Below are 21,783 nucleotides of genomic sequence, written 5' to 3'. Positions count from 1 at the left end.
TTCTAGCACGATCGTTCGTATCGGAGCAACGGTCTACAGGGAACGTAGTGCGAGGAACACGTCCACGCGGTCCGCGAGCTCGCCGAGGTCGCGCCCGGTGAGCTCCTCCACCCGCCCGATCCGGTACCGGACGGTGTTGACGTGCAGGTGCAGCTGGGCGGCCGTGCGGCTCCAGGAGCCGGAGCAGTCGAGGAACGCCTCCAGGGTCTCGCGCAGCCCGGCGCCGGTGCGGGCGTCGTAGTCGAGCACCGGGTCGAGTACGCGTGCGGCGAAGGCGCGGCGCACGTCGTCGGGCACGGTGGCGAGCAGCGCGACGTGCGAGACGACCTCGGCGCCGGTGACGACGTGCAGCGGGCCCGGCCGCAGCGCGGCGACGTCCCGGGCGTGCCTGGCCTCCTGCAGCGCACCGGAGAGCGCATCCGGCCCGGACGGCCTGCTGACGCCGACGACGAGCCGGTCGGTCCCCAGCCCGGGCGTCAGCCGCCCGAGCGCCCGGCCGAGCACCGCGCCCGCCGGCTCGCCGGCGGGGTCGTGCGCGGGCAGCAGCGCCACCGCAGCGCCCTCGTGCACTCCGACCGCGGGCGGGCCGAGGTGCGCCGCGGCGTCGGCGAGCACGGCGCGCGCGGTCTCGACCCGCTCGCCGTACCCGGCGACGGCGACGACCAGCGGGCCCGCCGGGTCCAGCCCCGCCTGCTTGAGCCGAACCGCCGTCTCGGGCCGGTTCCCGGCGCCACCCGCGATGAGGGCGATGGCGTCGTCGGCGATGTCGCGGGCCACCCGCAGGCCCTCCTCGCGCCGCGCGCGATCGAGGGCGGCGATGGCCACCAGCTCACCGATCGTGTCGGTTGTCTCGGTGTCCCGGTCGGCGAGGTCGCCCTCGGCGGCGACGAACCACGAGGTCAGCCGCTGCTCCGCGGATGGCCCGACCGGGAAGACCGATTGCGCGCCGCCTGCGACGGCCGCGGGGAGCCGCCCGGCCGTCAGGAACGTGGCGACGACCCTGTCCAGCTCCTCGCCGTCGAGCGGGCGCGGCCCGGGGACGACGGCGCGCCCGGTGGCGCTGAGCACCCGGCACACCGTGCCGGTGGCAGCGGAGACCTGGCCGGCCAGCTCGTCCAGCCCGAGCCCGCCCGCCACCGCGGACAGCAACTGCCGCTGGCGGCCGAGCTTGTGCGCGAGCCGGTTGCCCCTGGCCGCGGTCAGTGAACCGATCACGATCTCGGTGACCGTGGCGAAGGACACCTCCTCCGGCACCTCGAGCAGCGGGAGGTCGTAACGGCGGCAGGCTTCGACGACGTCGTCGGGCACGCCGTGGAAGACCGCGGCCCCGGCCGCGAGCGCCGCGGCGCCCGCGCGAGCGACGGCGCCGACGAACCGCTCGCTGTCAGCCGGTTTCCCACGCCACACGAGCCCGCTGATGACGAGCTCACCACCCGAGAGGTAGCGGGCCGGGTCGATCAGGTCGGTCGTGTACACCCAGCGCACCGGCCGCTCCAGCGCCACCGACGCGCTCCCGCCGTCGTGCAGCAGCCGGAGCCCGAGCCCGGGGTGGGCGACCAGGTCACGCAGCAGCATTGGAGGAACGTACAACCCGTTCGTGTCGCTGAAGCTACTGTTTCGTCACGGCGGCGACTTCTTCGTGGGCGCCGGCCGCGTTCTACTGGCTCCCATGGACTTCCTCGCGCCGTCGACGTGGGCCGAGGCCCTCGCGGCCAAGGCGGAGCATCCGGACGCGCTGCCCGTAGCGGGCGGCACGGACGTGATGGTCGAGATCAACTTCGATCACCGGCGGCCGGGCGCGCTGCTCGACCTCACGCGTGTGCCCGAGCTGCGGGAATGGCACGCCGACGGCGGAACCGTCCGGCTCGGCGCCGGCGTCACGTACGCCCGGGTCATCGACGAGCTGGGGGCGACGCTGCCCGGCCTCGCGATGGCCGCCCGCACGGTCGGCTCGCCCCAGATCCGCAACCGCGGCACGGTCGGCGGCAACCTCGGCGCGGCGTCGCCCGCAGGCGACAGCCACCCGCCCCTGCTCGCCGCGGACGCGGTGGTGGAGGTCGAGTCGGTGCGCGGAGTGCGGCGGATCCCGGCGGGCGAGTTCTACACCGGTGTGAAGCGCAACGCCCTGGAGCCGGACGAGCTGATCGCCGCGGTGCTGATCGCCCCGCCGAGCGGGCCGCAGCAGTTCTGCAAGATCGGAACGCGCAACGCGATGGTGATCGCGGTGTCGGCGTTCGGGCTGGCGCTGCACCCGGACCGGCGCGCCGTCGGCACCGGGATCGGTTCGGCCGCGCCCACCCCGCGCCGGGCCGCCGCCGCCGCCGAGTTCCTCGCCGGGGAGCTGGACGCGGCCGGGCTGTGGGAGTCGCGAGGCGAGCTGCCCGAGGGCCTGGCCCGCGAGTTCGGCCACCGGGTGCGCGACGCCGCGGCCCCCATTGACGACGTGCGCGGCAGCGCCGCGTACCGCCTGCACTCGCTCTCGGTGATGGCGCGCCGCGCCGCGACCTGGGCATGGGACGACTACCGGAGGGCCTCCTGACATGCGGATCGAGCTGACCGTGAACGGCACCCGCCGCGAGGTCGACGACGTGTGGGAGGGCGAGAGCCTCCTGTACGCGCTGCGCGAGCGGATGGGCCTCCCTGGCTCCAAGAACGCCTGCGAGCAGGGCGAGTGCGGCTCCTGCACCGTGTACCTCGACGGGCTGCCCGTCTGCTCCTGCCTCGTGGCGGCGGGTCAGGCACAGGGGCGCGAGGTGACGACGGTCGAGGGCCTCGCCGACGGGGAGGAACTGCATCCGGTGCAGCAGGCGTTCATCGAGCGGGGGGCCGTGCAGTGCGGGTTCTGCACACCCGGCCTCATCGTCTCCACGCACGACCTGCTCGAACGCAACCCGCACCCGTCCGACCCGGAGATCCGGGAGGCGCTGGCCGGCAACCTCTGCCGGTGCACGGGCTACGAGAAGATCCTGGACGCCGTCCGGAGCGCTGCGGAGAGCAAGCGATGATCATCGAGGGTGCGCACGTCGTCACCGTCACCGGAGAGGAGTACGCCGGCGGGCACGTGGTCGTCGACGGCAACCGCATCACGGCGGTCGGCCCGGGACCCGCGCCGGACCGGGAGGGCCACCAGGTGGTCGACGCCCGCGGCTGCCTGCTCACGCCCGGCTTCGTCAACGCGCACAACCACCTCTACCAATGGGTGACCCGCGGCCTCGCGGTCGACTCGACGCTCTTCGAGTGGCTCACGACGCTCTACCCGGTGTGGGCCGGGATCGACGAGCACGCGGTGCACGTCGGCGCGCGGGGCGCTCTGGCCCAGCTCGCCCGCACCGGCTGCACCACCAGCACCGACCACCACTACGTCTTCCCGCGGGAGGGCGGGGACGTGCTCGGTGCGGAGATCCGCGCGGCGCAGGAGGTGGGCCTGCGGTTCCATCCGACCCGCGGTTCCATGGACCTCGGGCAGCGCGACGGTGGCCTCCCGCCCGACCACGTCGTCGAGGACCGGGACGAGATCCTGGTCGCGTCGGAGGCCGCGATCGACCGCTGGCACGACCCGGCGCCCGGGGCGATGCTGCGGATCGGCCTTGCGCCCTGCTCGCCGTTCTCCGTGACGGGCGAGCTGATGCGCGAGTCGGCCGAGCTGGCCCGCCGCCGCGGCGTCCGGTTGCACACCCACCTCTCCGAGACCGTGGACGAGGACGACTACTGCCGGGAGCGGTTCGGCTGCTCCCCGCTGGAGTACGTCGGGAGCCTGGGCTGGACCGGCGAGGACGTCTGGTTCGCCCACGCGATCCACCTCGACGACTCCGCGGTCAAGAAGATCGGCGACACCGGCACCGGCGTGGCGCACTGCCCGTCGTCCAACGGGCGGCTCGGCGCGGGGATCGCCCGGACCCGGGACCTGCTGGACGCCGGGGCGCGCGTCGGCCTCGGCGTGGACGGCGCGGCCAGCAACGAGGCCGGGAGCCTGCTGGAGGAGGTGCGGCACGCGCTGCTGTTCGCCCGCGCAGTCGGCGGCCCCACCGCACTCGGCGTGCGGGACGCGCTGGCGCTGGCCACGATCGGCGGCGCCGCGGTGCTGGGCCGGGCCGACGAGATCGGCTCCGTGGAGGCCGGCAAGCTCGCCGACCTCGCGCTCTGGCGGCTCGACGGCTTCGCCCACGCCGACGTCGCCGACCCGGTGGCCGCGCTCGTGCTGGGCGCCCCGCCGCCCCTCGAACTGCTGCTCGTGAACGGGCGCCCGGTGGTCGAACGCGACCGGGTGCTCACCGTCGACGAGGACGCGCTGGCCCATGAGGCCACCGCCGTCCATCGGGCCCTGCTGCGGAAAGCCGGATGAGATGACCACCACCACCGAGGCCACAACCGCCAGCCACGGCCGCGTCGGCGACAGCCCGCTGCGCCCGGACGGGACGCTCAAGGTCACCGGCGAGTTCGCCTACGCGAGCGACCTCTGGCACGACGACATGGTGTGGGGCGTGACGCTGCGCAGCCCGCACCCGCACGCGCGGATCGTCGGGATCGACATCGCGGCGGCGCTGGCCGTGCCGGGCGTCTCGGCGGTGCTGACCGCCGCGGACGTGCCGGGTGCGAACGCCGTGGGGCTGGAGCACCTCGACCAGCCCGCGCTCGCCGACGGCGTGGTGCGCTACCAGGGCGAGCCGGTGGCGCTCGTCGCGGCCGACCATCCCGAGACGGCCCGGCGCGCCGCGAAGCGGATCGTCGTCGAGTACGAGGAGCTGCCCGCGGTCACCGACCCACGCCACGCGCTGGACGAGGACGCGCCGCTGGTGCACGCGAACGGCAACCTCGTGCGCAAGATGCAGATCCGCCGCGGCGACGCGGACCCGACGGCCCCGGTCGTGGTGGCGCTCGACTTCGAGGTCGGGATGCAGGACCAGGCCTTCCTCGGCCCCGAGTCCGGCCTCGCGGTGCCGGCCGAGGACGGCGGCATCGACCTCTACGTCGCCACGCAGTGGCTCCACGTGGACCAGACGCAGGTCTGCCGCGTGCTCGGCATGCCGCCGGAGCGGGTGCGGTTGCACCTGGCGGGCGTGGGCGGGGCGTTCGGCGGGCGCGAGGACCTCTCGATGCACGTCCACGCCTGCCTGCTCGCGATGCGCACCGGCAAGCCCGTGAAGATGAGCTACTCCCGTGAGGAGTCGTTCTTCGGGCACGTGCACCGGCACCCGGCGTGGCTGCGCTACGAGTTCGGCGCCGAGGAGGACGGCACGCTCGTCTACGCGAAGGCCGACATCCTGTTCGACGGCGGCGCCTACGCCTCCTCGACGGGCGCGGTGGTCGGCAACGGCGGCACCCTCGGGCTCGGCCCGTACCGGATCCCGAACGTGCACGTCGACGCGCGCGGCGTCTACTCGAACAACCCGCCGTGCGGCGCGATGCGCGGGTTCGGGTGCGTGCAGGCCGCGTTCGCGCACGAGGCGCTGATGGACGAGTTGGCCGACCAGGTCGGGATCGACCGCGTCGAGATCCGCGCGCTCAACGGGATGCGTGAGGGCGATGAGAACATCACCGGGCAGCTCATCGACTCGGCCGCACCGGTCGCGGAGCTGATCCGGATCGTCCGGGACATGCCGCTCCCGGCGGAGCGGCCTGCCGACCCGGACATCCGGGAGCTGCCCGGCGGGGTCTCGAACACCACCCACGGCGAGGGCGTCGTGCGTGGTGTCGGCTACGCGGTGACCTACAAGAACGTCGGCTTCTCCGAGGGCTTCGACGACTACTCGACCGCGCGGGTGCGGCTCGACGTCACAGGCGGCGAGCCGGTGGCGACGGTCCACACCGCGGCCGCGGAGGTCGGCCAGGGCCTGATCACCGTCGAGCAGCAGATCGCCCGCACCGAGCTGGGCGTCGAGGCGGTCGTGGTGCACCCCAAGGACACCAGCGTCGGCTCCGGTGGCTCCACCTCCGCGTCGCGGCAGACGTACGTGACGGGCGGCGCGGTCAAGGCGGCCTGCGAGGCCGTGCGGGACGCCGTGGTGGCGCGGGCGGCCGGGATGCTCCAGCGCGACGCCGCGGACCTTCACCTGTCCGGCGGCAAGATCGTCGACGCCACCGGCGAGGTGCTCGCAGGCCTCGCGGACGTGGTGGGTGACGAGGGGGTGGAGGAGACCGTCGAGTGGCGCCACCGCCCCACCGAGGCCATCGACCCCGTGACCGGCCAGGGCAACGCCCACGTCCAGTACGCCTTCTCCGCCCATCGGGCCGTCGTGGACGTCGACGTGGAGCTGGGCCTGGTCAAGGTCGTCGCGCTCGACACGGCGCAGGACGTCGGAAAGGCGATCAACCCGGACGCCGTGGTCGGCCAGATCCAGGGTGGCAGCGCGCAGGGCATGGGCCTGGCGCTGATGGAGGAGATCGTCGTGACCGACGGGAAGATCCGCAACCCGTCGTTCACCGACTACCTCATCCCGACGATCCTCGACATGCCGCCGATGAAGATCGAGGTTCTCGAGTACGCCGACCCGCACGCCCCGTACGGGGTGCGCGGGGTGGGAGAGCCCCCGACGATCAGCTCGGGCCCCGCGGTGGCCGCGGCGATCCGCGCCGCCACCGGACGCGCGCTGCGGCGCGTCCCGGTCAGACCGGAGCACATCACAGGAGTCTGACGCTCCCGTGAGCCCGACTCGCGCGCACCCAGACCCCGACTCGCGCGCACCCAGACCCCGACTCGCGGGGGGTTGCGCGCCACACCCGCGAGTCGGGGTGCGAGTGCGCACGAGTCGGGGTGTGAGTGCACGTGAGTCGCAGAACTCAGGGCGGGCGGCGCGCACGGGATGGTGCCAACCGGCCGCAGGGTGTATACCGTATGCAAGGAGGACGTGTGCCGCTGATGTTTCTGAACGGGACGGCAATGGCCGGAGGGGCTGATCACCACCTCGTCGGTGGTGCGCCCCTCGTTGCCCGTACGACGACCGCGCCGCGGTACCGCTTCCACGCCGTCGACGGCCGTTACCCCGCCCTGGAGGACGTGGGTGAGGGCGGCGCGGCGGTCGAGGGCGAGGTCTACGACCTGTCCTACGAGCAGCTGCGCGAGGTGCTGCTCCCCGGTGAGCCCGAGGGGCTGGAGCTGGGGGTCGTCGAGCTGGCCGACGGCACGGGGTCGCTCGCGATGATCCTCCGTCGCGAACATTCCAAGGTCCCGCCGCTCACAGACATCTCCGAGCTGGCGAGCTGGCGCGCGTACCGGGAGCAGTCGTGATCGCGGTGCGCGCGCAGCGCGCTGTGGTCGACGGGGCCGAGCGCCCCGCCACCGTGCTGGTGGACGGCGAGCGGATCGGGGCGGTCCTGCCCCTCGACGCGGCCGTCGACGTGCGCGAGGTCGTGCTGGCCGCCGACGAGGTGCTGCTCCCCGGCCTTGTCGACACCCACGTGCACGTCAACGAGCCGGGCCGCACCGAGTGGGAGGGCTTCGCCTCGGCGACGAGAGCGGCCGCCGCGGGCGGCGTCACGACGATCGTGGACATGCCGCTCAACTCACTCCCGCCGACGGTCGACGTGGCCGCGCTCGACGTCAAACGCAAGGCCGCCGACGGGCAGGTCAGCGTCGACGTCGGGTTCTGGGGCGGCGCGGTCCCGGGCAACGCGGGCGAGCTGGCGGCGCTGCACGAGGCCGGCGTGTTCGGCGTGAAGTGCTTCCTGCTCGACAGCGGCGTGGAGGAGTTCCCGCCGCTGGTGGGGGAGGACCTGGCCGCGGCCCTGCGCGCCGTGGCCGCCCACGACGGGCTGATGATCGTCCACGCCGAGGACGGCGACCTGATCGGCCAGGTCGCCGGGCGCCGCTACGCCGACTTCGTGGCATCCCGCCCGCGGGCGGCCGAGGACCGCGCGATCGCCACGCTCCTTGCGCTCGCGCGGGAGACCGGGGCGCGGGTGCACGTCGTGCACCTGTCGTCGTCGGACGCGCTGCCGCTGCTCGCGCAGGCCAGGGCCGACGGCGTGCGCGTCACGGTGGAGACCTGCCCGCACTACCTCGCGCTCACCGCCGAGGAGGTGCCCGACGGTGACACCCGGTTCAAGTGCTGCCCACCCGTGCGAGAGGCGGGCAACCGTGACGCGCTCTGGCAGGGCCTCGCCGACGGCACGATCGACATGGTCGTCAGCGACCACTCGCCGTGTACTGCCGACCTCAAGCGCCTCGAGACGGGCGACTTCGGGCAGGCATGGGGCGGGATCGCGTCGCTGCAGCTCGGGCTGCCCATCGTCTGGTCGCAGGCGCGGGAGCGCGGGCACGGGCTCCCCGACGTCGTCCGGTGGATGGCGGAGCGCCCGGCCGGGCTCGTCGGGCTGGAGCGCAAGGGCCGGATCGCCCCCGGAGCCGACGCCGACCTCACGGTGTTCGCGCCCGACGCCACGTTCACCGTCGGGGAGCTGCACCACCGCAACCCGGTCACCCCCTACGCCGGGCGGGAGCTCTCCGGCGTGGTCCGCGCGACCTGGCTGCGTGGCCGGCCGGTGGACCTCGACGGCCCGCCGCGAGGCCGCCTGCTCGTGCGGGGGGCGGCGTGACGATGGACTTCCGGCAGCTTCCCGACCTCGCCGCGCGCAACGTCGGCGGGGCCGTGGTGTACGCCAACGACGAGGCGTTCGCGGCAAAGGAGAACCTGGTCACGCCGCGTCCGGCGGTCTTCGACGCCGCCGACTTCGGCCACAAGGGCAAGGTCTACGACGGCTGGGAGACCCGCCGCCGCCGCGAGCAGGGGCACGATGAAGCGATCGTGCGGCTCGGCGCCCCGGGCGTCGTCCGCGGCGTGGTGGTGGACACCGCGTTCTTCACCGGCAACTTCCCGCCCGAGGTCTCGGTCGAGGGTCTCGCCGCCGACGGCCACCCGTCCATCGCGGAGCTGCTTGCCGCCGACGGCTGGACCGAGCTGGTGCCGCGGAGCCCGGTGAAGGGCGACACCGAGAACGCCTTCACCGTCGCAGTCGACCGGCGCGTCACGCACGTGCGGCTGCGCATCCACCCTGACGGCGGCGTGGCCCGGCTGCGCGTGCACGGGGAGGCGCTGCCCGACCCCGCGCTGCTCGACGCGCTCGGCACCGTCGACCTCGCCGCGATCGAGAACGGCGGCCGGGTGGTCGCGTGCTCGAACATCTTCTACAGCTCGCCGAACAACCTGCTGCTGCCCGGGCCGCCGCGCAACATGGGCGAGGGCTGGGAGACCGCCCGCCGCCGCGACGACGGCAACGACTGGGTCGAGGTTGCGCTCGGCGGGGAGTCGGTGATCGCGGTCGCCGAGATCGACACCACCTACTTCCTGCACAACGCGCCGGGCTGGGCCACTCTGCGCGGCCGTAAAACTGATGGGGGATGGGTCGAGCTGCTGCCCCGCACGGCGCTGCTCCCCGACACCCGCCATCGCTTCCCGCTGGGCGCGGCCCCGCCCACCACACACGTCCGGCTGGACATCCATCCGGACGGCGGCACGGCACGGCTCCGAATGCACGGCCGCCTGACCGACAGGGGACGGGCGGAATTGGGCCAACGCTGGCGTGCCGGGGTTACCCCGACCACCCGCGACCATGGCGAGGACTCTCCATGACCCGCTACACCGTCAACTGTTCGATCCTCTTCACCGAGCAACCGCTGCTCGAGCGGCCGGCTGCGGCGAAGGCCGCGGGCTTCGACGCCGTCGAGTTCTGGTGGCCGTTCCCCACCGCCACCCCGTCCGAGGCCGAGGTGGACGCGTTCGTGCGTTCCATCGAGGACGCGGGCGTGCGGCTGACCGGGCTGAACTTCGCTGCGGGCGACATGCCCGGCGGCGACCGCGGCCTGGTGTCCTGGGTCGGGCGCGAGGGCGAGTTCCGCGCGAGCGTCGACATCGCCGTCAAGATCGGCGAGCGGCTGGGCACCGAGGTCTTCAACGCCCTCTACGGGAACCGTCTCGACGGCGTCGACCCGGCCGAGCAGGACGCGCTGGCACTCGAGAACCTCGCCTATGCGGCGGGCCGCACGAGCGCCGCGGTGCTGCTGGAGCCGGTCAGCGGCGCCGAGCGCTACCCGCTGCTCACCGCCGCCGACGCGATCGCGGTGATCGACAAGGTGGGCGCGCCGAACGTGCGGCTGCTCGCCGACCTGTACCACCTCACCGTCAACGGTGACGACGTCGACGCCGTGCTCGCCGAGCACATCGACCGGATCTCGCACGTCCAGATCGCCGACGCGCCCGGCCGCAACGAGCCCGGCACCGGCGAGATCGACTTCCCGCGGCACTTCGCGGCCCTCGAGCGCGGCGGCTACACCGGCTGGATCGGGCTGGAGTACAAGGCCTCCACCACCAGCGACCGGGCGTTCGACTGGATCAGCGCCGACTCGGCAGGCAGTGGGAGTGGTGGTTCATGACGACCATCGCCTTCATCGGGCTCGGGATCATGGGCGCGCCGATGGCGGGCCACCTGATCGACGCCGGGCACGACGTGGTGGGCTTCAACCGCTCCCGGCCGGCCGTCGACGCGCTCGTGGAGCGCGGCGGGCGCGCCGCGTCGTGTGTGGCTGACGCCGTGCACGAGGCCGAGGTCGTCATCACGATGGTGCCCGACAGCCCCGACGTCGAGGAGGTCGTGCTCTCCCCGGAGGGCGTCTACGCCTCCGCGAAACCGGGTGCGCTGCACATCGACTGCTCCACGATCCGCCCCGACGTCGCCCGCAAGGTGGCCGCGGCCGGCGTCAAGCTCGGCGTCCGGGTCGTCGACGCCCCCGTCAGCGGCGGCGAGGCGGGCGCCAAGGAAGCCACGCTCTCGATCATGGTGGGCGGCGAGGCCGAGGACGTCGAGGCGGCCCGGCCCTACCTGGACGTCGTCGGCGCCACCGTCGTGCACGTCGGCCCTGCCGGGGCGGGGCAGACGGTCAAGGCGGCCAACCAGTTGGTCGTCGCCGGCAACATCCAGCTGCTCGCCGAGGCGCTGGTGTTCCTGGAGGCGCACGGCGTCGACACCGAAGCCGCCCTCGCCGTGCTCGGCGGCGGGCTCGCGGGCAGCACCGTGCTGAACCGCAAGGCCGCCGCGATGCGGGCCCGGGAGTTCACACCGGGCTTCCGCGTCGATCTGCACCACAAGGACCTCGGCATCGCGACGGACGCCGCACGCGAGGCGGGCGTCGCGATCCCGATCGGCGCGCACGTCGCGCAGCTGATGGAGGCGCTGCGGGCCACGGGCCACGGCGAGCTCGACCACAGCGCATTGCTCCTGCTCGTCGAACAGCTCTCCGGAAGGGATCTCTGACCATGGCCCGTATGCGCACTGTCGATGCCGCCGTCGCGATCCTGCACAAGGAGGGCATCTCGCAGCTGTTCGGCCTCCCCGGGGCCGCGATCAACCCGTTCTACGACGCCGTCCGCGCCGACGGCGGCCTGAAGCACGTGCTCGCCAGGCACGTCGAGGGCGCCTCGCACATGGCCGAGGGCTACACCCGCACCGAGCCCGGCAACATCGGCGTCTGTGTGGGCACCTCCGGCCCCGCGGGCACCGACATGATCACCGGGCTCTACTCGGCGTCGGCCGACTCGATCCCGATCCTGGCGATCACCGGGCAGGCGCCCGTCGCGCGGCTGCACAAGGAGGACTTCCAGGCCGTCGACATCGCCGCGATCGCCGCGCCGGTCACGAAGTGGGCGGCGACGATCCTGGAGCCCGGCCAGGTGCCGGGCGCCTTCCAGAAGGCGTTCCAGCTGATGCGGTCGGGCCGGCCGGGCCCGGTGCTGATCGACCTGCCCATCGACGTCCAGCTGGCCGAGATCGAGTTCGACGTCGAGACCTACGAGCCGCTGCCGGTGACCCCGCCCGCGGCCACGCGGGCGCAGGCGGAGAAGGTGCTCGACATGCTCGCCGCCGCCGAGCGGCCGCTGATCGTGGCAGGCGGCGGGATCATCAACGCCGACGCCTCCGACGAGTTGGTGGAGCTCGCCGAGCTGCTGAACGTGCCCGTCGTGCCGACCCTGATGGGCTGGGGCACCATCCCCGACGCCCACCCGCTGATGGCGGGCATGGCGGGACTGCAGACCTCGCACCGCTACGGCAACGCCACGATGCTCGCGTCGGACTTCGTGCTCGGCATCGGCAACCGCTGGGCCAACCGGCACACCGGCGGGCTGGAGGTCTATCGGGCCGGCCGCAAGTTCGTGCACGTCGACATCGAGCCCACGCAGATCGGTCGGGTCTTCGCGCCCGACTTCGGCATCACCTCAGATGCAGGCGAGTTCCTGCGGGTGATGCTGGAGGCGGCGCGCGAGCGGACGCTGCCCGACCGCAGCGAGTGGGTGGCCGACTGTGCCCACCGCAAGGGCACGATGCACCGCAAGACCCACTTCGACGACATCCCGATCAAGCCGCAGCGGGTGTACGAGGAGATGAACAAGGCGTTCGGGCCCGACACCCGCTACGTCTCGACGATCGGGCTCTCGCAGATCGCCGGCGCGCAGTTCCTGCACGTCCAGAAGCCGCGGCACTGGATCAACTGCGGGCAGGCCGGCCCGCTGGGCTGGACGGTCCCGGCCGCCATCGGCGTGGCCGTCGCCGACCCGGACGCGCTCGTCGTGGCGCTGTCGGGCGACTACGACTTCCAGTTCATGATCGAGGAGCTGGCGGTCGGGGCGCAGTTCAACATCCCGTACCTGCACGTGGTGGTGAACAACTCCTACCTGGGCCTCATCCGGCAGGCGCAGCGGGCGTTCGACATGGACTTCTGCGTGCAGCTCGGCTTTGACAACGTCAACTCGCCGGAGCTGGGCAAGTACGGCGTCGACCACGTCAAGGTGTCCGAGGGCCTCGGCTGCAAGGCGCTGCGGGTGACCGACCCGCGGGAGCTGGAGTCCACCTTCGCCGCAGCCCAGAAGCTCATGGCCGTGCACCGGGTTCCGGTTGTGGTCGAGGTGGTGCTGGAGCGCGTCACGAACATCTCCATGGGCCTGGAGATCAACGCGGTCAACGAGTTCGAGGAGCTGGCGCAGACCGGGGCGGACGCCCCGACGGAGACGATCCCGTTGCCCAGCTGAGCGTGTGCTCCCTGAGCGCGTGGTGAAGCGATCATGCGCTCAGGGAGCCTGCTTACGGCTCCTGCGGGCTGCCGTCCAGGGCCGATGTGCAATCCCGAGCCAGCTTCTCCTCGGCGCTATCGCCGATATCGTCGGCGGCATCCTTACAGCGTCCTGGACCCCGGGCAGATGAGAAGCTATGGAATTGACCTTCATTGGCGGTTCCAAGCAGTCCCCGTCAGCAGCCTTTCTTGATCACGTCTACGCCCATCTTCGAGATTCGGACCGAAGCCGACGTAGTATTGTTGTCCCGCGTCTTCTCCGTGAAAAAGCTCCTCGGATCGGCGGTTGCGGAGACGCAGAATTCGCCCGGAAGAGTCAGGTCGTCGAGGTAGATGAATTGACGATCCAGATTCCACGCGTAGCGATCCACCCAGCCGACTGAGAGGCCCTGTTGTACGGTCAGGAGCTCCGGATGATCCTCCCCGCAGTCGCCGTAGGCCTTCGGCACCTGCCCGTCCTGCCGGAGATCCTCCTCGATGCAGAAGCCTTCCTTGTTTCCGCGACCCGCATCGGCAGTACTGACCGGGGCGAGCCAGTACTCCTCGAAGTCCTGGACGTGGAAGTGATCGTGTTTGTCGAAGGCGGAGAAGCGCATCACCGCATCCGTGGGGATGGTCTTCTTTCCTCCGTCGGCGTGATGCACCGTCTGGATGACGTCCATGTCAGCCGTACCGGTGCCGGGGCGGGAACCCGTCAACTCGAACGGACCTGCACCTATGTTCTTGGCAAGCGCGGAGAACCTGAGTATCGGCCGGCCATTGTACCGATGGAGGTGGAATTCGGTGAGCGGCAGCATCACAAGGTCGGGAAGCAGGGCGTTCGCCGCGACCGTGTTCACGGCAGGATCTACCGGTACCGCAGCCGACCAGCCCGGCGTCGGATCTGTGGGACTCGTTCCGCCCGCACAAGCCGTTGTCGCGGCAAGCACGACCCCGGACATCATCGAGAGAGCAAGATAGTCCAGTCGGACTCGATGGATTCCCATCCGATCACCTTCATCAACCGTGGGGCACGACCGAGTGGCAAGGTACGCCGGACCGCGTTACTTCGCAGGGTTGGAGGTGCCTGCCGTTTCCCCTGGGCACTGGATATCTACAGCGCTCCTCTCGGAGCGTGTTGAGAATCGTCGCCCTGGCCTTCTCCTGGTAGTCATGGAACATCGAGCCCAGCTGCGGCCCGCTGTTCTCCAACAGTGTGCTGACGTCCCTGGCCACCTGGGACTCGACGTACTGGCCCAACGGCGCAGGCGCTGCATGAGCCGTGCTCCGGCCGGGCGCAGCCGGTGCGCCCGGGGAGATGCCGCCGGGCGGTGATCCACCCGAAGGGCGCCCTCAGCGCCGGGCCGGCGCCGGGCGTTCGCTCAGCAGGGCGCCGATCGAGTCGGGGGACAGCACCCGTTCGATGCCCAGCACGATCGCGCCCGCCAGGCCGGCGTGCTCGCCGAGCACGCTGTTGGTGAGCACCAGGTTGCGGGTGGCCAGGGGCAGCGCTCGCTGGTAGACGACGCTGCGCACCCCGGCGAGCAGCTCGTCGCTCGCGGCGGTGAGCGCGCCGCCGATGGTCACGCGGGCGGGGTTGTAGAAGTGGACGAGCGTGGCCACGAGCTCGCCGATCAGGTTCGCCGCCTCGCGCACCGCCCCGACCGCTACCGGGTCCCCGCGGGCGACCAGGGTGCCGACGTCGGCGATCGTCACCGAGCCGGTCCCGCCGGGGCCGCGCGCTCCCAGCCGGCGCGCTATCGCGCCGCCGGACGCCACCGCCTCGATGCAGCCGACGTTGCCGCACACGCAGGTGTCGTCGGGGGCGCCGCGCACGCGGACGTGCCCGATGTCGCCCGCCGCGCCGTCCGCGCCATGGTGCAGCACGCCGTCGCGGCTGATCAGCCCGCCGCCGATACCGGTGCCGACCTTGACGAACAGCAGTGGCACCTGGTCGGCCGGGAGGGCCCGCGCCTCGCCGAGCGCGCGCAGGTTCACGTCGTTCTCCAGCACCGCCGGGCACTGAAAGGTCTGCTGGAGCCGTGCGGACACGGGGTAGGCGTGCCAGCCCGGCATGATCGGCGGCCGGACCGGGATGCCGAGGCTGCCGTCCACCGGGCCCGGCAGCCCGATGACGACGGCGCGCACCGGCACGCCGGAGGTCTGTCCACGCAGGGCGGCGAGCTGGGTCTCGACCGTCCGGAGCACCACCTCCGGCCCGTCGCGCACGTCCACGTCCACGTGGGTGTGGGCGAGCACCTGCTGGCTGAGGTCGGCGACGGCGAGATGGGCGTTGGTGGCGCCGACGTCCGCGAGCAGCACGTGCCCGCCGCGCGGCGACAGGGCGAGCCGGTCGGCGGGGCGGCCGCGTCCGGCCGTCGGCCGCGTGCCGTCGAGCCGGAGAACGCCCCTGGCCAGCAGCTCGTCCACGGCCGTGCTGACGGTCGTGCGGGCGAGCCCGGCGGCGGGCACCAGGTCGGCCTTGCTCACTGCGGCGCCGGAGGCAACCAGCCGGGCGACCGTGCTGAGTGTGACGGCGGGCTCGACGCGGCCGGACAGCGGCGGCGCGGTCAGTCGCAGCGGCGGGAGCGGGGAGGAGGGGAGCATCACGGTCCGATATCGACGGAAATATGACGGGAAGACGCATTATTCCGTCGTTGTACGGCACTGGTCAATTCTCCTACGGTTCCCCCCGCCGGTCCCGGCCACAGCGAGGTGAGATGACAACAGAGCCACTGCTCGCGATGCGCGGCATCGTCAAGCAGTTCCCCGGCGTCCGGGCGCTCGACGGGGTCGACCTCGACGTCGCCGCGGGTGAGGTGCACTGCCTGCTCGGTCAGAACGGCGCAGGCAAGTCGACGCTGATCAAGGTGCTGGCCGGCGCGCACACGCCGGACGCAGGCGAGATCACGTGGGCCGGCCGGCCGGTGGCGTTCCCGTCGCCGCAGGCCGCCGACGCCGCCGGGATCGCCACGATCTACCAGGAGCTCGACCTCGTGCCCGGCCTGACGGTCGCCGAGAACGTCGTGCTCGGCCACGAGCCGTCGCGCCTGGGCTTCAGCCGGCTGCGCGAGGCCGACGAGATCGCCCGGAAGCTGCTGCAACGGCTGGGCCACCCCGAGATCCCGGCGCGCCGCGAGCTGGGCCGGCTGTCGGCGGCCGGGCAGCAGATCGTGAGCATGGCGCGGGCGCTGGCCAAGGACGCGCGCCTGATCGTCATGGACGAGCCGTCGGCCGTGCTCGACCCCGAAGAGGTGCACAACCTGTTCCGGGTGATCCGCGAGCTCACGGCCGAGGGAGTCGCGGTCGTCTACATCTCCCACCGGCTGGAGGAGATCCGCGAGATCGGCGACCGCGTCACGGTGCTCAAGGACGGCCGCACCGTCGCCCGCAACCTGCCTGCCCGCACCACCCCGACCGCCGATGTCATCCGCCTGATGACCGGCCGGGCGATCGAGTACGTCTTCCCGGAGCGCACCGCGCCGATCTCGGACGAGGTGGTGTTGGAGGTCGAGGGGCTGTCGCGGACCGGGGAGTTCCGCGACGTCTCCTTCGCGGTGCGCGCCGGGGAGGTCGTGGGTCTCGCCGGGCTGGTCGGCTCGGGCCGCTCCGAGATCGTCGAGACGGTCTACGGTGCGCGGAAGGCCGCCGGGGGCACGGTGCGGGTCCGGGGCAAGGCGCTGCGCGCCGGCTCGGTGCCGGCCGCGGTGCGGGCGGGTATGGGCCTCGCTCCCGAGGAGCGCAAGAGCCAGGGCCTGCTGCTGGCCGAGCCCGTCTTCCGCAACGTGTCGCTGCCCTCGATGGGCCGGTTCGCCCGCGGCGGGTTCCTCGGCCCGGACGCCGACCTCGCCGCCGCCTCGGAGATCACGAACCAGCTGGACGTCCGCCCGGCCGACGCGACCCGCGCGGTGCGCACGCTCTCCGGCGGGAACCAGCAGAAGGTCGTGCTGGCCCGCTGGCTGCTGCAGGGCTGCTCGGTGCTGCTGCTCGACGAGCCCACCCGTGGCGTGGACGTCGGCGCGCGCAGCGAGATCTACGCACTGATCCGGCAGCTCGCCGCACAGGGCGCGGCGATCGTGATGGTGTCCAGCGAGGTTCCTGAGGTGCTGGGCCTCGCCGACCGGGTGCTGGTCGTGCGCGAGGGCCGCGTGGTGCACGAGGCACCCAGCGGCGAACTGGACGAGGGCCGGGTTCTGGACCTGGTGATGGAGGCGGCCGCGCCGGTCGGAGGCGCGCCCGTCCCGACCGGCGTGGCGAGCGAGGGGAGAGCGACGTGACGGAGCAGGGCGCACCGCCGGCGGACCCCGCCGTGCAGACCAGCGAGACCAGCGCGGCACCTGCCGCCGACGAGCGGGGCCGCGTGGAACGCGCGGCACGGGAGGCGGAGCCCCGCCCGTCCTCCTTCTCCCGGGTGCTCGACAGCGGCGCCGGGCGCAACTTCGGCCTCGTCGCCGTACTGGTGCTCCTCGGGGTCGTGGGCGTGGTAACCACCGACACCTTCCTGACCACGGCGAACCTGCTGACGATCCTGACCTCGGCGTCGATCATCGGCGTCCTGACGGTCGGCGTGACGTTCGTGATCATCGGCGGCGGCATCGACCTGTCGGTCGGCAAGGTGATGGCGTTGGCGTCGGTGTGGAGCACGACCGTCGCGACGCAGTCTTTCGGGCCGGCAGTGATGATCTTCTGTGCCGTCGCGGTCGGCGTCGGCGCGGGCCTGGTGAACGGGCTGCTGATCACCTACGGGCGCATCGTCCCGTTCATCGTCACGCTCGCCATGCTGATCTCGGCGCAGGGCCTCGCCGAGCAGATCTCCGGGCGGCGCAGCCAGATCGTCACGGACTCGGTGATCGCGGGCATCGCCAACACCCGGCTGCTCGGGATCCCGCTGCTGGTCTACATCTTCGCGGCCGTGGTGGCCGTCGGCTGGGTGGTGCTCAACCGAACGACGTTCGGCAGGCGGACTTTCGCCATCGGCGGCAACCCCGAAGCAGCCCGCCTGGCCGGCCTCGACGTGCGGCGGCACACGATCCTGCTCTACGTCGTGTCCGGCCTGTGCTGCGGCATCGCGGCGGTCATGATCACGTCGCTCACCACGACCGGGTCGAGCACCCACGGCACGCTCTATGAGCTGGACGCCATCGCCGCGGTGATCATCGGCGGCACGCTCCTGACGGGCGGGCGGGGCACACTCATCGGCTCGATCCTCGGCGTGCTCGTGTTCACGACGATCACGAACCTCTTCATCCTCAACAACCTGGCGACCGAGGTCCAGAACATCGCCAAGGGCGTGATCATCGTCGTCGCGGTGCTGATCCAGACCCGGGCGCAGCGGTCGCCCGCATCAGGCTGACCCCAACGAAGGAGTCCACCATGTCCGAACCCCTTCTCCCGGCCCGCCTGCGGCGGCGGGGCTTCCTAGCCGGTGCCCTCGGCGTCGGCGCCACCGCGGCGCTGACGGCCTGCACCAGCAACGAGGCCCCGTCGTCCGGTGCGAACGTGGCCGCCGCCCCCGCGGCGGGCAACAACGCGGAGTCCGGCACCCCGGTGACCATCGGCTTCTCGGCGCCGGCCGCCGACCACGGCTGGATCGCCGCGATCGCGAACAACGCCAAGGCGCAGGCCGACCAGTACCCGGACGTGACGTTCAAGCCGGTCAACCCGACCAACGACGTCACGCAGCAGATCGCGGCGGTGCAGACGCTGATCAACGACCGCGTGAACGCGCTCGTGATCCTGCCGAACGACGGCAGCCAGCTCACCTCGGTGGGCCGCCAGGCGATGGACGCCGGCATCCCGGTGATCAACCTCGACCGGATCTTCGACTCGCCGCTCGCCTACCGGGCCTGGATCGGCGGCGACAACTACGGCATGGGCGCGAGCGCCGGGCACTACATCGGCGAGCGCCTGCGCACGGCTGGGGTGGCGAACCCGATCATCGCGGAGGTCGCGGGCATCGACAACCTGCCGCTCACCGAGCAGCGCAGCGCCGGGTTCCGCGACGCCCTGCAGACCTACGGGTTCGCCGTCGGGCCGCGCCAGGCCGCTGACTTCACCGCGCAGGGCGGTCAGCGCGTCACGGCCAACCTGCTGCAGGCGGCGCCGCGCCTCGACGCCATGTGGAACCACGACGACGACCAGGGCATCGGCGTGCTCGCCGCGATCAACCAGGCCGGGCGAAACGAGTTCTTCATGGTCGGCGGCGCGGGCTCGGCCAACGCGATGCGGGAGATCCAGGCCGACTCCAGCGTGCTCAAGGCCACCGTCACCTACAGTCCCTCGATGGCCTCCTCCGCCATCGCGCTCGCGCGGCTCGTCGCGCAGGGCCGGGGCATGAACGATCTCGCGGAGCGGGAGGTGCCGGCCTCGATCACGCTGGCCTCGGCGACGATCACCCGCGAGAACGTAGCGGACTACCTGCCCCTCGGTTTCGAGTCATGACAGCAGGCACGGCGGAAAGACTCGGCGTAGGCCTCGTCGGCTACGCGTTCATGGGCGCCGCGCACTCCCAGGCCTGGCGCACGGCGGGGCGCTTCTTCGACCTCCCGCTGACGCCGGACATGGCGGTGCTGTGCGGCCGGGACGCCGCCGCCACCGCGGCGGCGGCCGAGAAGATGGGCTGGCGGACCACCGAGACCGACTGGAAGGCGCTGCTGCGCCGCGACGACGTGCAGCTGGTCGACATCTGCACGCCGGGCGACACGCATGCCGAGATCGCGGTGGCCGCGCTCGAGGCGGGCAAGCACGTGCTCTGTGAGAAGCCGCTCGCCAACACTGTCGACGAGGCCAGGGCGATGGTCGCCGCGGCGGAGAAGGCGCAGACCAAGGGCGTGCGCAGCATGGTCGGCTTCAACTACCGGCGAGTGCCCGCGGTGGCGCTGGCCAGGCGGCTGGTCGAGCAGGGCCGTATCGGACAGGTGCGGCACGTGCGGGCGGTCTACCTGCAGGACTGGATCGTCGACCCGGAGTTCCCGCTGGTCTGGCGGCTGCAGGCGGAACGGGCCGGATCGGGCGCGCTCGGGGACATCGGCGCCCACATCGTCGACATGGCGCAGTTCGTGACCGGCGACCGGCTGACCGGCGTCTCCGCGCTCTCCGAGACGTTCGTCAAGGAGCGGCCGCTGCCCCAGGCCTCCAGCGGGCTGTCGGCGTCCGGGTCGAGCGAGCGCGGGCCCGTCACCGTGGACGATGCCGCGCTCTTCATCGGGCGGTTCGGTGGCGGGGCGGTGGCGAGCTTCGAGGCCACCCGGTTCGCGACCGGACGCAAGAACGCGCTGCGGCTGGAGGTCAACGGCAGCGCGGGCTCACTAGCGTTCGACTTCGAGTCCATGAACGAGCTGTCCTTCTACGACGGCACGGAGGACCCGGACACGGCCGGGTTCCGGCGCATCCTCACCACCGAGCCGACACACCCGTACGCGGGCGCGTGGTGGCCGCCGGGGCACCTGCTGGGCTACGAGCACTCATTCACCCACGAGGTCGTGGACCTGGTGCGCGACCTGGCGGCGGGCACCGACCCCACGCCGTCGTTCGCGGACGGGCTGCAGGTCCAGGAGGTACTCGACGCCGTGGTGCGGTCCGCTGCGGCGGGCAGCGGGTGGCAGACGATTTCCGAGGAGAGCTGATGGCACGACCGATCACGCTGTTCACGGGCCAGTGGGCCGACCTCCCATTCGAGGAGGTCGCGCGGCTGGCGGGGGAGTGGGGCTACGACGGACTCGAGATCGCCTGCTGGGGCGACCACTTCGACCCGTGGGCCGCCGTGGAGGACGACGGGTACGTCGAGGGCCGCCGCGAGATCCTCGCCAAGCACGGGCTGGAGGTCTACGCGATCTCCAACCACCTCACCGGCCAGGCCGTCTGCGACGACCCGATCGACGAACGTCACCAGGGGATCGTGCCCGCACGGGTGTGGGGCGACGGCGAGCCCGAGGGCGTGCGGCAGCGTGCCGCCGAGGCGATGAAGGTGACTGCGCGTGCCGCCGCCAAGCTCGGCGTGAACACCGTCATCGGGTTCACCGGGTCGAAGATCTGGAAGACCGTGGCGATGTTCCCGCCGGTGCCGCAGTCGATGGTGGACGACGGCTACCGCGACTTCGCCGAGCGCTGGAACCCGATCCTCGACGTGTTCGACGAGGTCGGCGTGCGGTTCGCGCACGAGGTGCACCCGTCCGAGATCGCCTACGACTACTGGACGACCGTGGCGGCACTCGAGGCCGTCGGGCACCGGGAGGCGTTCGGGCTCAACTGGGACCCGAGCCACTTCGTGTGGCAGGACCTCGACCCGGTCGGGTTCCTGTGGGACTTCAAGGACCGCATCTACCACGTGGACTGCAAGGACGCGAAGCGTCAGGTGGGCAACGGCCGCAACGGCCGGATGGGCTCGCACCTGGCGTGGGCGGACCCGCGGCGCGGGTGGGACTTCGTCTCCACCGGCCACGGCGACGTCCCGTGGGAGGCGTGCTTCCGGATGCTCAACACGATCGGCTACGACGGGCCGATCTCCGTGGAGTGGGAGGACGCCGGCATGGACCGCCTCGTCGGTGCGCCGGACGCGCTCGCCTTCGTGAAGCGGACCGCGTTCGACCCGCCGTCGGCGGCGTTCGACTCGGCGTTCAGCAGCAGCGACTGACGGGAGCGGGCGGCGCCCCCGTCCGAAGTTCAGGAAAGCCACATTCAGACCCCGAGGGTTCCTGAATGTGGCTTTCCTGAACACTAGGGAGTGTGGCCTGGTTCGGCACCGTGGCTTA

Annotated in this window: 18 protein-coding genes; 15 read left to right on the top strand and 3 right to left on the bottom strand. The window is 72.3% G+C overall.

Annotated features, from left to right (window positions below):
- Positions 1-33 precede the first annotated feature (33 nt).
- On the bottom strand, positions 34-1,575 hold the full coding sequence (locus tag ABD143_RS13965; RefSeq protein WP_343976796.1) for a PucR family transcriptional regulator: 1,542 nt from the start codon (positions 1,573-1,575) through the stop codon (positions 34-36).
- Positions 1,576-1,669: 94 nt separating this feature from the next.
- Between ABD143_RS13965 and ABD143_RS13960 the strand changes: the two genes are divergently transcribed.
- The 10 genes from ABD143_RS13960 to gcl all read left to right on the top strand — a co-directional run bounded on the left by ABD143_RS13960 (position 1,670) and on the right by gcl (position 13,013).
- The gene (locus ABD143_RS13960; RefSeq protein ID WP_343977434.1) at positions 1,670-2,539 is read left to right on the top strand and encodes an FAD binding domain-containing protein; all 870 of its coding nucleotides are present in this window, start codon (positions 1,670-1,672) and stop codon (positions 2,537-2,539) included.
- 1 nt (position 2,540) lies between these two features.
- Positions 2,541-3,005, top strand: a complete 465-nt coding sequence (locus ABD143_RS13955; RefSeq protein ID WP_343976793.1) for a (2Fe-2S)-binding protein — start codon at positions 2,541-2,543, stop codon at positions 3,003-3,005.
- Complete coding sequence (locus tag ABD143_RS13950) at positions 3,002-4,342, top strand: 8-oxoguanine deaminase (RefSeq protein ID WP_343976791.1); 1,341 nt, start codon at positions 3,002-3,004, stop codon at positions 4,340-4,342. The genes ABD143_RS13955 and ABD143_RS13950 overlap by 4 nt, the downstream gene beginning before the upstream one ends.
- Before the next feature lies 1 nt (position 4,343).
- Positions 4,344-6,632, top strand: coding sequence for a xanthine dehydrogenase subunit D (gene pucD / locus ABD143_RS13945; RefSeq protein WP_343976788.1), 2,289 nt, complete (start codon positions 4,344-4,346; stop codon positions 6,630-6,632).
- Positions 6,633-6,856: 224 nt separating this feature from the next.
- Positions 6,857-7,225, top strand: a complete 369-nt coding sequence (locus ABD143_RS13940) for an allophanate hydrolase-related protein (protein WP_343977431.1) — start codon at positions 6,857-6,859, stop codon at positions 7,223-7,225.
- A complete protein-coding gene (allB, locus tag ABD143_RS13935) occupies positions 7,222-8,532 on the top strand; it encodes an allantoinase AllB (protein WP_343976785.1) in 1,311 nt (436 codons plus the stop codon). Before ABD143_RS13940 ends, allB begins: the two co-directional genes overlap by 4 nt.
- Before the next feature lie 2 nt (positions 8,533-8,534).
- The gene (gene alc / locus ABD143_RS13930; RefSeq protein WP_343977428.1) at positions 8,535-9,566 is read left to right on the top strand and encodes an allantoicase; all 1,032 of its coding nucleotides are present in this window, start codon (positions 8,535-8,537) and stop codon (positions 9,564-9,566) included.
- Complete coding sequence (locus ABD143_RS13925; RefSeq protein WP_343976782.1) at positions 9,563-10,366, top strand: hydroxypyruvate isomerase family protein; 804 nt, start codon at positions 9,563-9,565, stop codon at positions 10,364-10,366. The genes alc and ABD143_RS13925 overlap by 4 nt, the downstream gene beginning before the upstream one ends.
- Complete coding sequence (locus tag ABD143_RS13920) at positions 10,363-11,244, top strand: 2-hydroxy-3-oxopropionate reductase (protein ID WP_343976779.1); 882 nt, start codon at positions 10,363-10,365, stop codon at positions 11,242-11,244. The genes ABD143_RS13925 and ABD143_RS13920 overlap by 4 nt, the downstream gene beginning before the upstream one ends.
- Positions 11,245-11,246: 2 nt before the next feature.
- Positions 11,247-13,013 carry a glyoxylate carboligase gene (gene gcl, locus ABD143_RS13915; RefSeq protein WP_343976776.1) on the top strand — a complete coding sequence of 589 codons (1,767 nt, stop codon included), beginning with the start codon at positions 11,247-11,249 and terminating at the stop codon, positions 13,011-13,013.
- 217 nt (positions 13,014-13,230) lie between these two features.
- On the opposite strand, the gene ABD143_RS13910 is transcribed toward gcl, so the two are convergent.
- A complete protein-coding gene (locus ABD143_RS13910) occupies positions 13,231-13,893 on the bottom strand; it encodes a lysyl oxidase family protein (RefSeq protein ID WP_343976773.1) in 663 nt (220 codons plus the stop codon).
- Between the two features lie 493 nt (positions 13,894-14,386).
- Positions 14,387-15,640: an ROK family protein gene (locus ABD143_RS13905; protein ID WP_343976770.1), complete on the bottom strand. Its 1,254-nt coding sequence runs from the start codon at positions 15,638-15,640 to the stop codon at positions 14,387-14,389.
- 113 nt (positions 15,641-15,753) lie between these two features.
- Here ABD143_RS13905 and ABD143_RS13900 point away from each other — a divergent pair, with 113 nt between their 5' ends.
- The 5 genes from ABD143_RS13900 (at position 15,754) to ABD143_RS13880 (ending at position 21,665) form a co-directional block, all read left to right on the top strand.
- Positions 15,754-17,310, top strand: a complete 1,557-nt coding sequence (locus ABD143_RS13900; RefSeq protein ID WP_343976767.1) for a sugar ABC transporter ATP-binding protein — start codon at positions 15,754-15,756, stop codon at positions 17,308-17,310.
- 83 nt (positions 17,311-17,393) lie between these two features.
- Positions 17,394-18,386 carry an ABC transporter permease gene (locus ABD143_RS13895; protein WP_379659753.1) on the top strand — a complete coding sequence of 331 codons (993 nt, stop codon included), beginning with the start codon at positions 17,394-17,396 and terminating at the stop codon, positions 18,384-18,386.
- A 20-nt stretch (positions 18,387-18,406) separates the two neighbouring features.
- The gene (locus tag ABD143_RS13890) at positions 18,407-19,474 is read left to right on the top strand and encodes a substrate-binding domain-containing protein (protein WP_343976764.1); all 1,068 of its coding nucleotides are present in this window, start codon (positions 18,407-18,409) and stop codon (positions 19,472-19,474) included.
- On the top strand, positions 19,471-20,658 hold the full coding sequence (locus ABD143_RS13885) for a Gfo/Idh/MocA family protein (protein ID WP_343976762.1): 1,188 nt from the start codon (positions 19,471-19,473) through the stop codon (positions 20,656-20,658). The genes ABD143_RS13890 and ABD143_RS13885 overlap by 4 nt, the downstream gene beginning before the upstream one ends.
- Positions 20,658-21,665 carry a sugar phosphate isomerase/epimerase family protein gene (locus ABD143_RS13880; protein WP_343976759.1) on the top strand — a complete coding sequence of 336 codons (1,008 nt, stop codon included), beginning with the start codon at positions 20,658-20,660 and terminating at the stop codon, positions 21,663-21,665. Before ABD143_RS13885 ends, ABD143_RS13880 begins: the two co-directional genes overlap by 1 nt.
- The last annotated feature ends 118 nt before the right edge of the window (positions 21,666-21,783 follow it).

The sequence above is a fragment of the Pseudonocardia aurantiaca genome (assembly GCF_039526725.1).
In the GTDB taxonomy this organism is placed as follows: Bacteria; Actinomycetota; Actinomycetes; order Mycobacteriales; family Pseudonocardiaceae; genus Pseudonocardia; species Pseudonocardia aurantiaca.
This window is presented reverse-complemented; position numbering and strand designations above follow the sequence as displayed.

What these genes read in the sequence shown, in the direction of transcription:
- ABD143_RS13965 (WP_343976796.1), bottom strand. Translation starts at nt 1,575, where the DNA reads ATGCTGCTGCGTGACCTGGTCGCCCACCCCGGGCTCGGGCTCCGGCTG.
- ABD143_RS13960 (WP_343977434.1), top strand. Translation starts at nt 1,670, where the DNA reads ATGGACTTCCTCGCGCCGTCGACGTGGGCCGAGGCCCTCGCGGCCAAG.
- ABD143_RS13955 (WP_343976793.1), top strand. Translation starts at nt 2,541, where the DNA reads ATGCGGATCGAGCTGACCGTGAACGGCACCCGCCGCGAGGTCGACGAC.
- ABD143_RS13950 (WP_343976791.1), top strand. Translation starts at nt 3,002, where the DNA reads ATGATCATCGAGGGTGCGCACGTCGTCACCGTCACCGGAGAGGAGTAC.
- pucD (WP_343976788.1), top strand. Translation starts at nt 4,344, where the DNA reads ATGACCACCACCACCGAGGCCACAACCGCCAGCCACGGCCGCGTCGGC.
- ABD143_RS13940 (WP_343977431.1), top strand. Translation starts at nt 6,857, where the DNA reads ATGTTTCTGAACGGGACGGCAATGGCCGGAGGGGCTGATCACCACCTC.
- alc (WP_343977428.1), top strand. Translation starts at nt 8,535, where the DNA reads ATGGACTTCCGGCAGCTTCCCGACCTCGCCGCGCGCAACGTCGGCGGG.
- ABD143_RS13925 (WP_343976782.1), top strand. Translation starts at nt 9,563, where the DNA reads ATGACCCGCTACACCGTCAACTGTTCGATCCTCTTCACCGAGCAACCG.
- ABD143_RS13920 (WP_343976779.1), top strand. Translation starts at nt 10,363, where the DNA reads ATGACGACCATCGCCTTCATCGGGCTCGGGATCATGGGCGCGCCGATG.
- gcl (WP_343976776.1), top strand. Translation starts at nt 11,247, where the DNA reads ATGGCCCGTATGCGCACTGTCGATGCCGCCGTCGCGATCCTGCACAAG.
- ABD143_RS13905 (WP_343976770.1), bottom strand. Translation starts at nt 15,640, where the DNA reads ATGCTCCCCTCCTCCCCGCTCCCGCCGCTGCGACTGACCGCGCCGCCG.
- ABD143_RS13900 (WP_343976767.1), top strand. Translation starts at nt 15,754, where the DNA reads ATGACAACAGAGCCACTGCTCGCGATGCGCGGCATCGTCAAGCAGTTC.
- ABD143_RS13890 (WP_343976764.1), top strand. Translation starts at nt 18,407, where the DNA reads ATGTCCGAACCCCTTCTCCCGGCCCGCCTGCGGCGGCGGGGCTTCCTA.
- ABD143_RS13885 (WP_343976762.1), top strand. Translation starts at nt 19,471, where the DNA reads ATGACAGCAGGCACGGCGGAAAGACTCGGCGTAGGCCTCGTCGGCTAC.
- ABD143_RS13880 (WP_343976759.1), top strand. Translation starts at nt 20,658, where the DNA reads ATGGCACGACCGATCACGCTGTTCACGGGCCAGTGGGCCGACCTCCCA.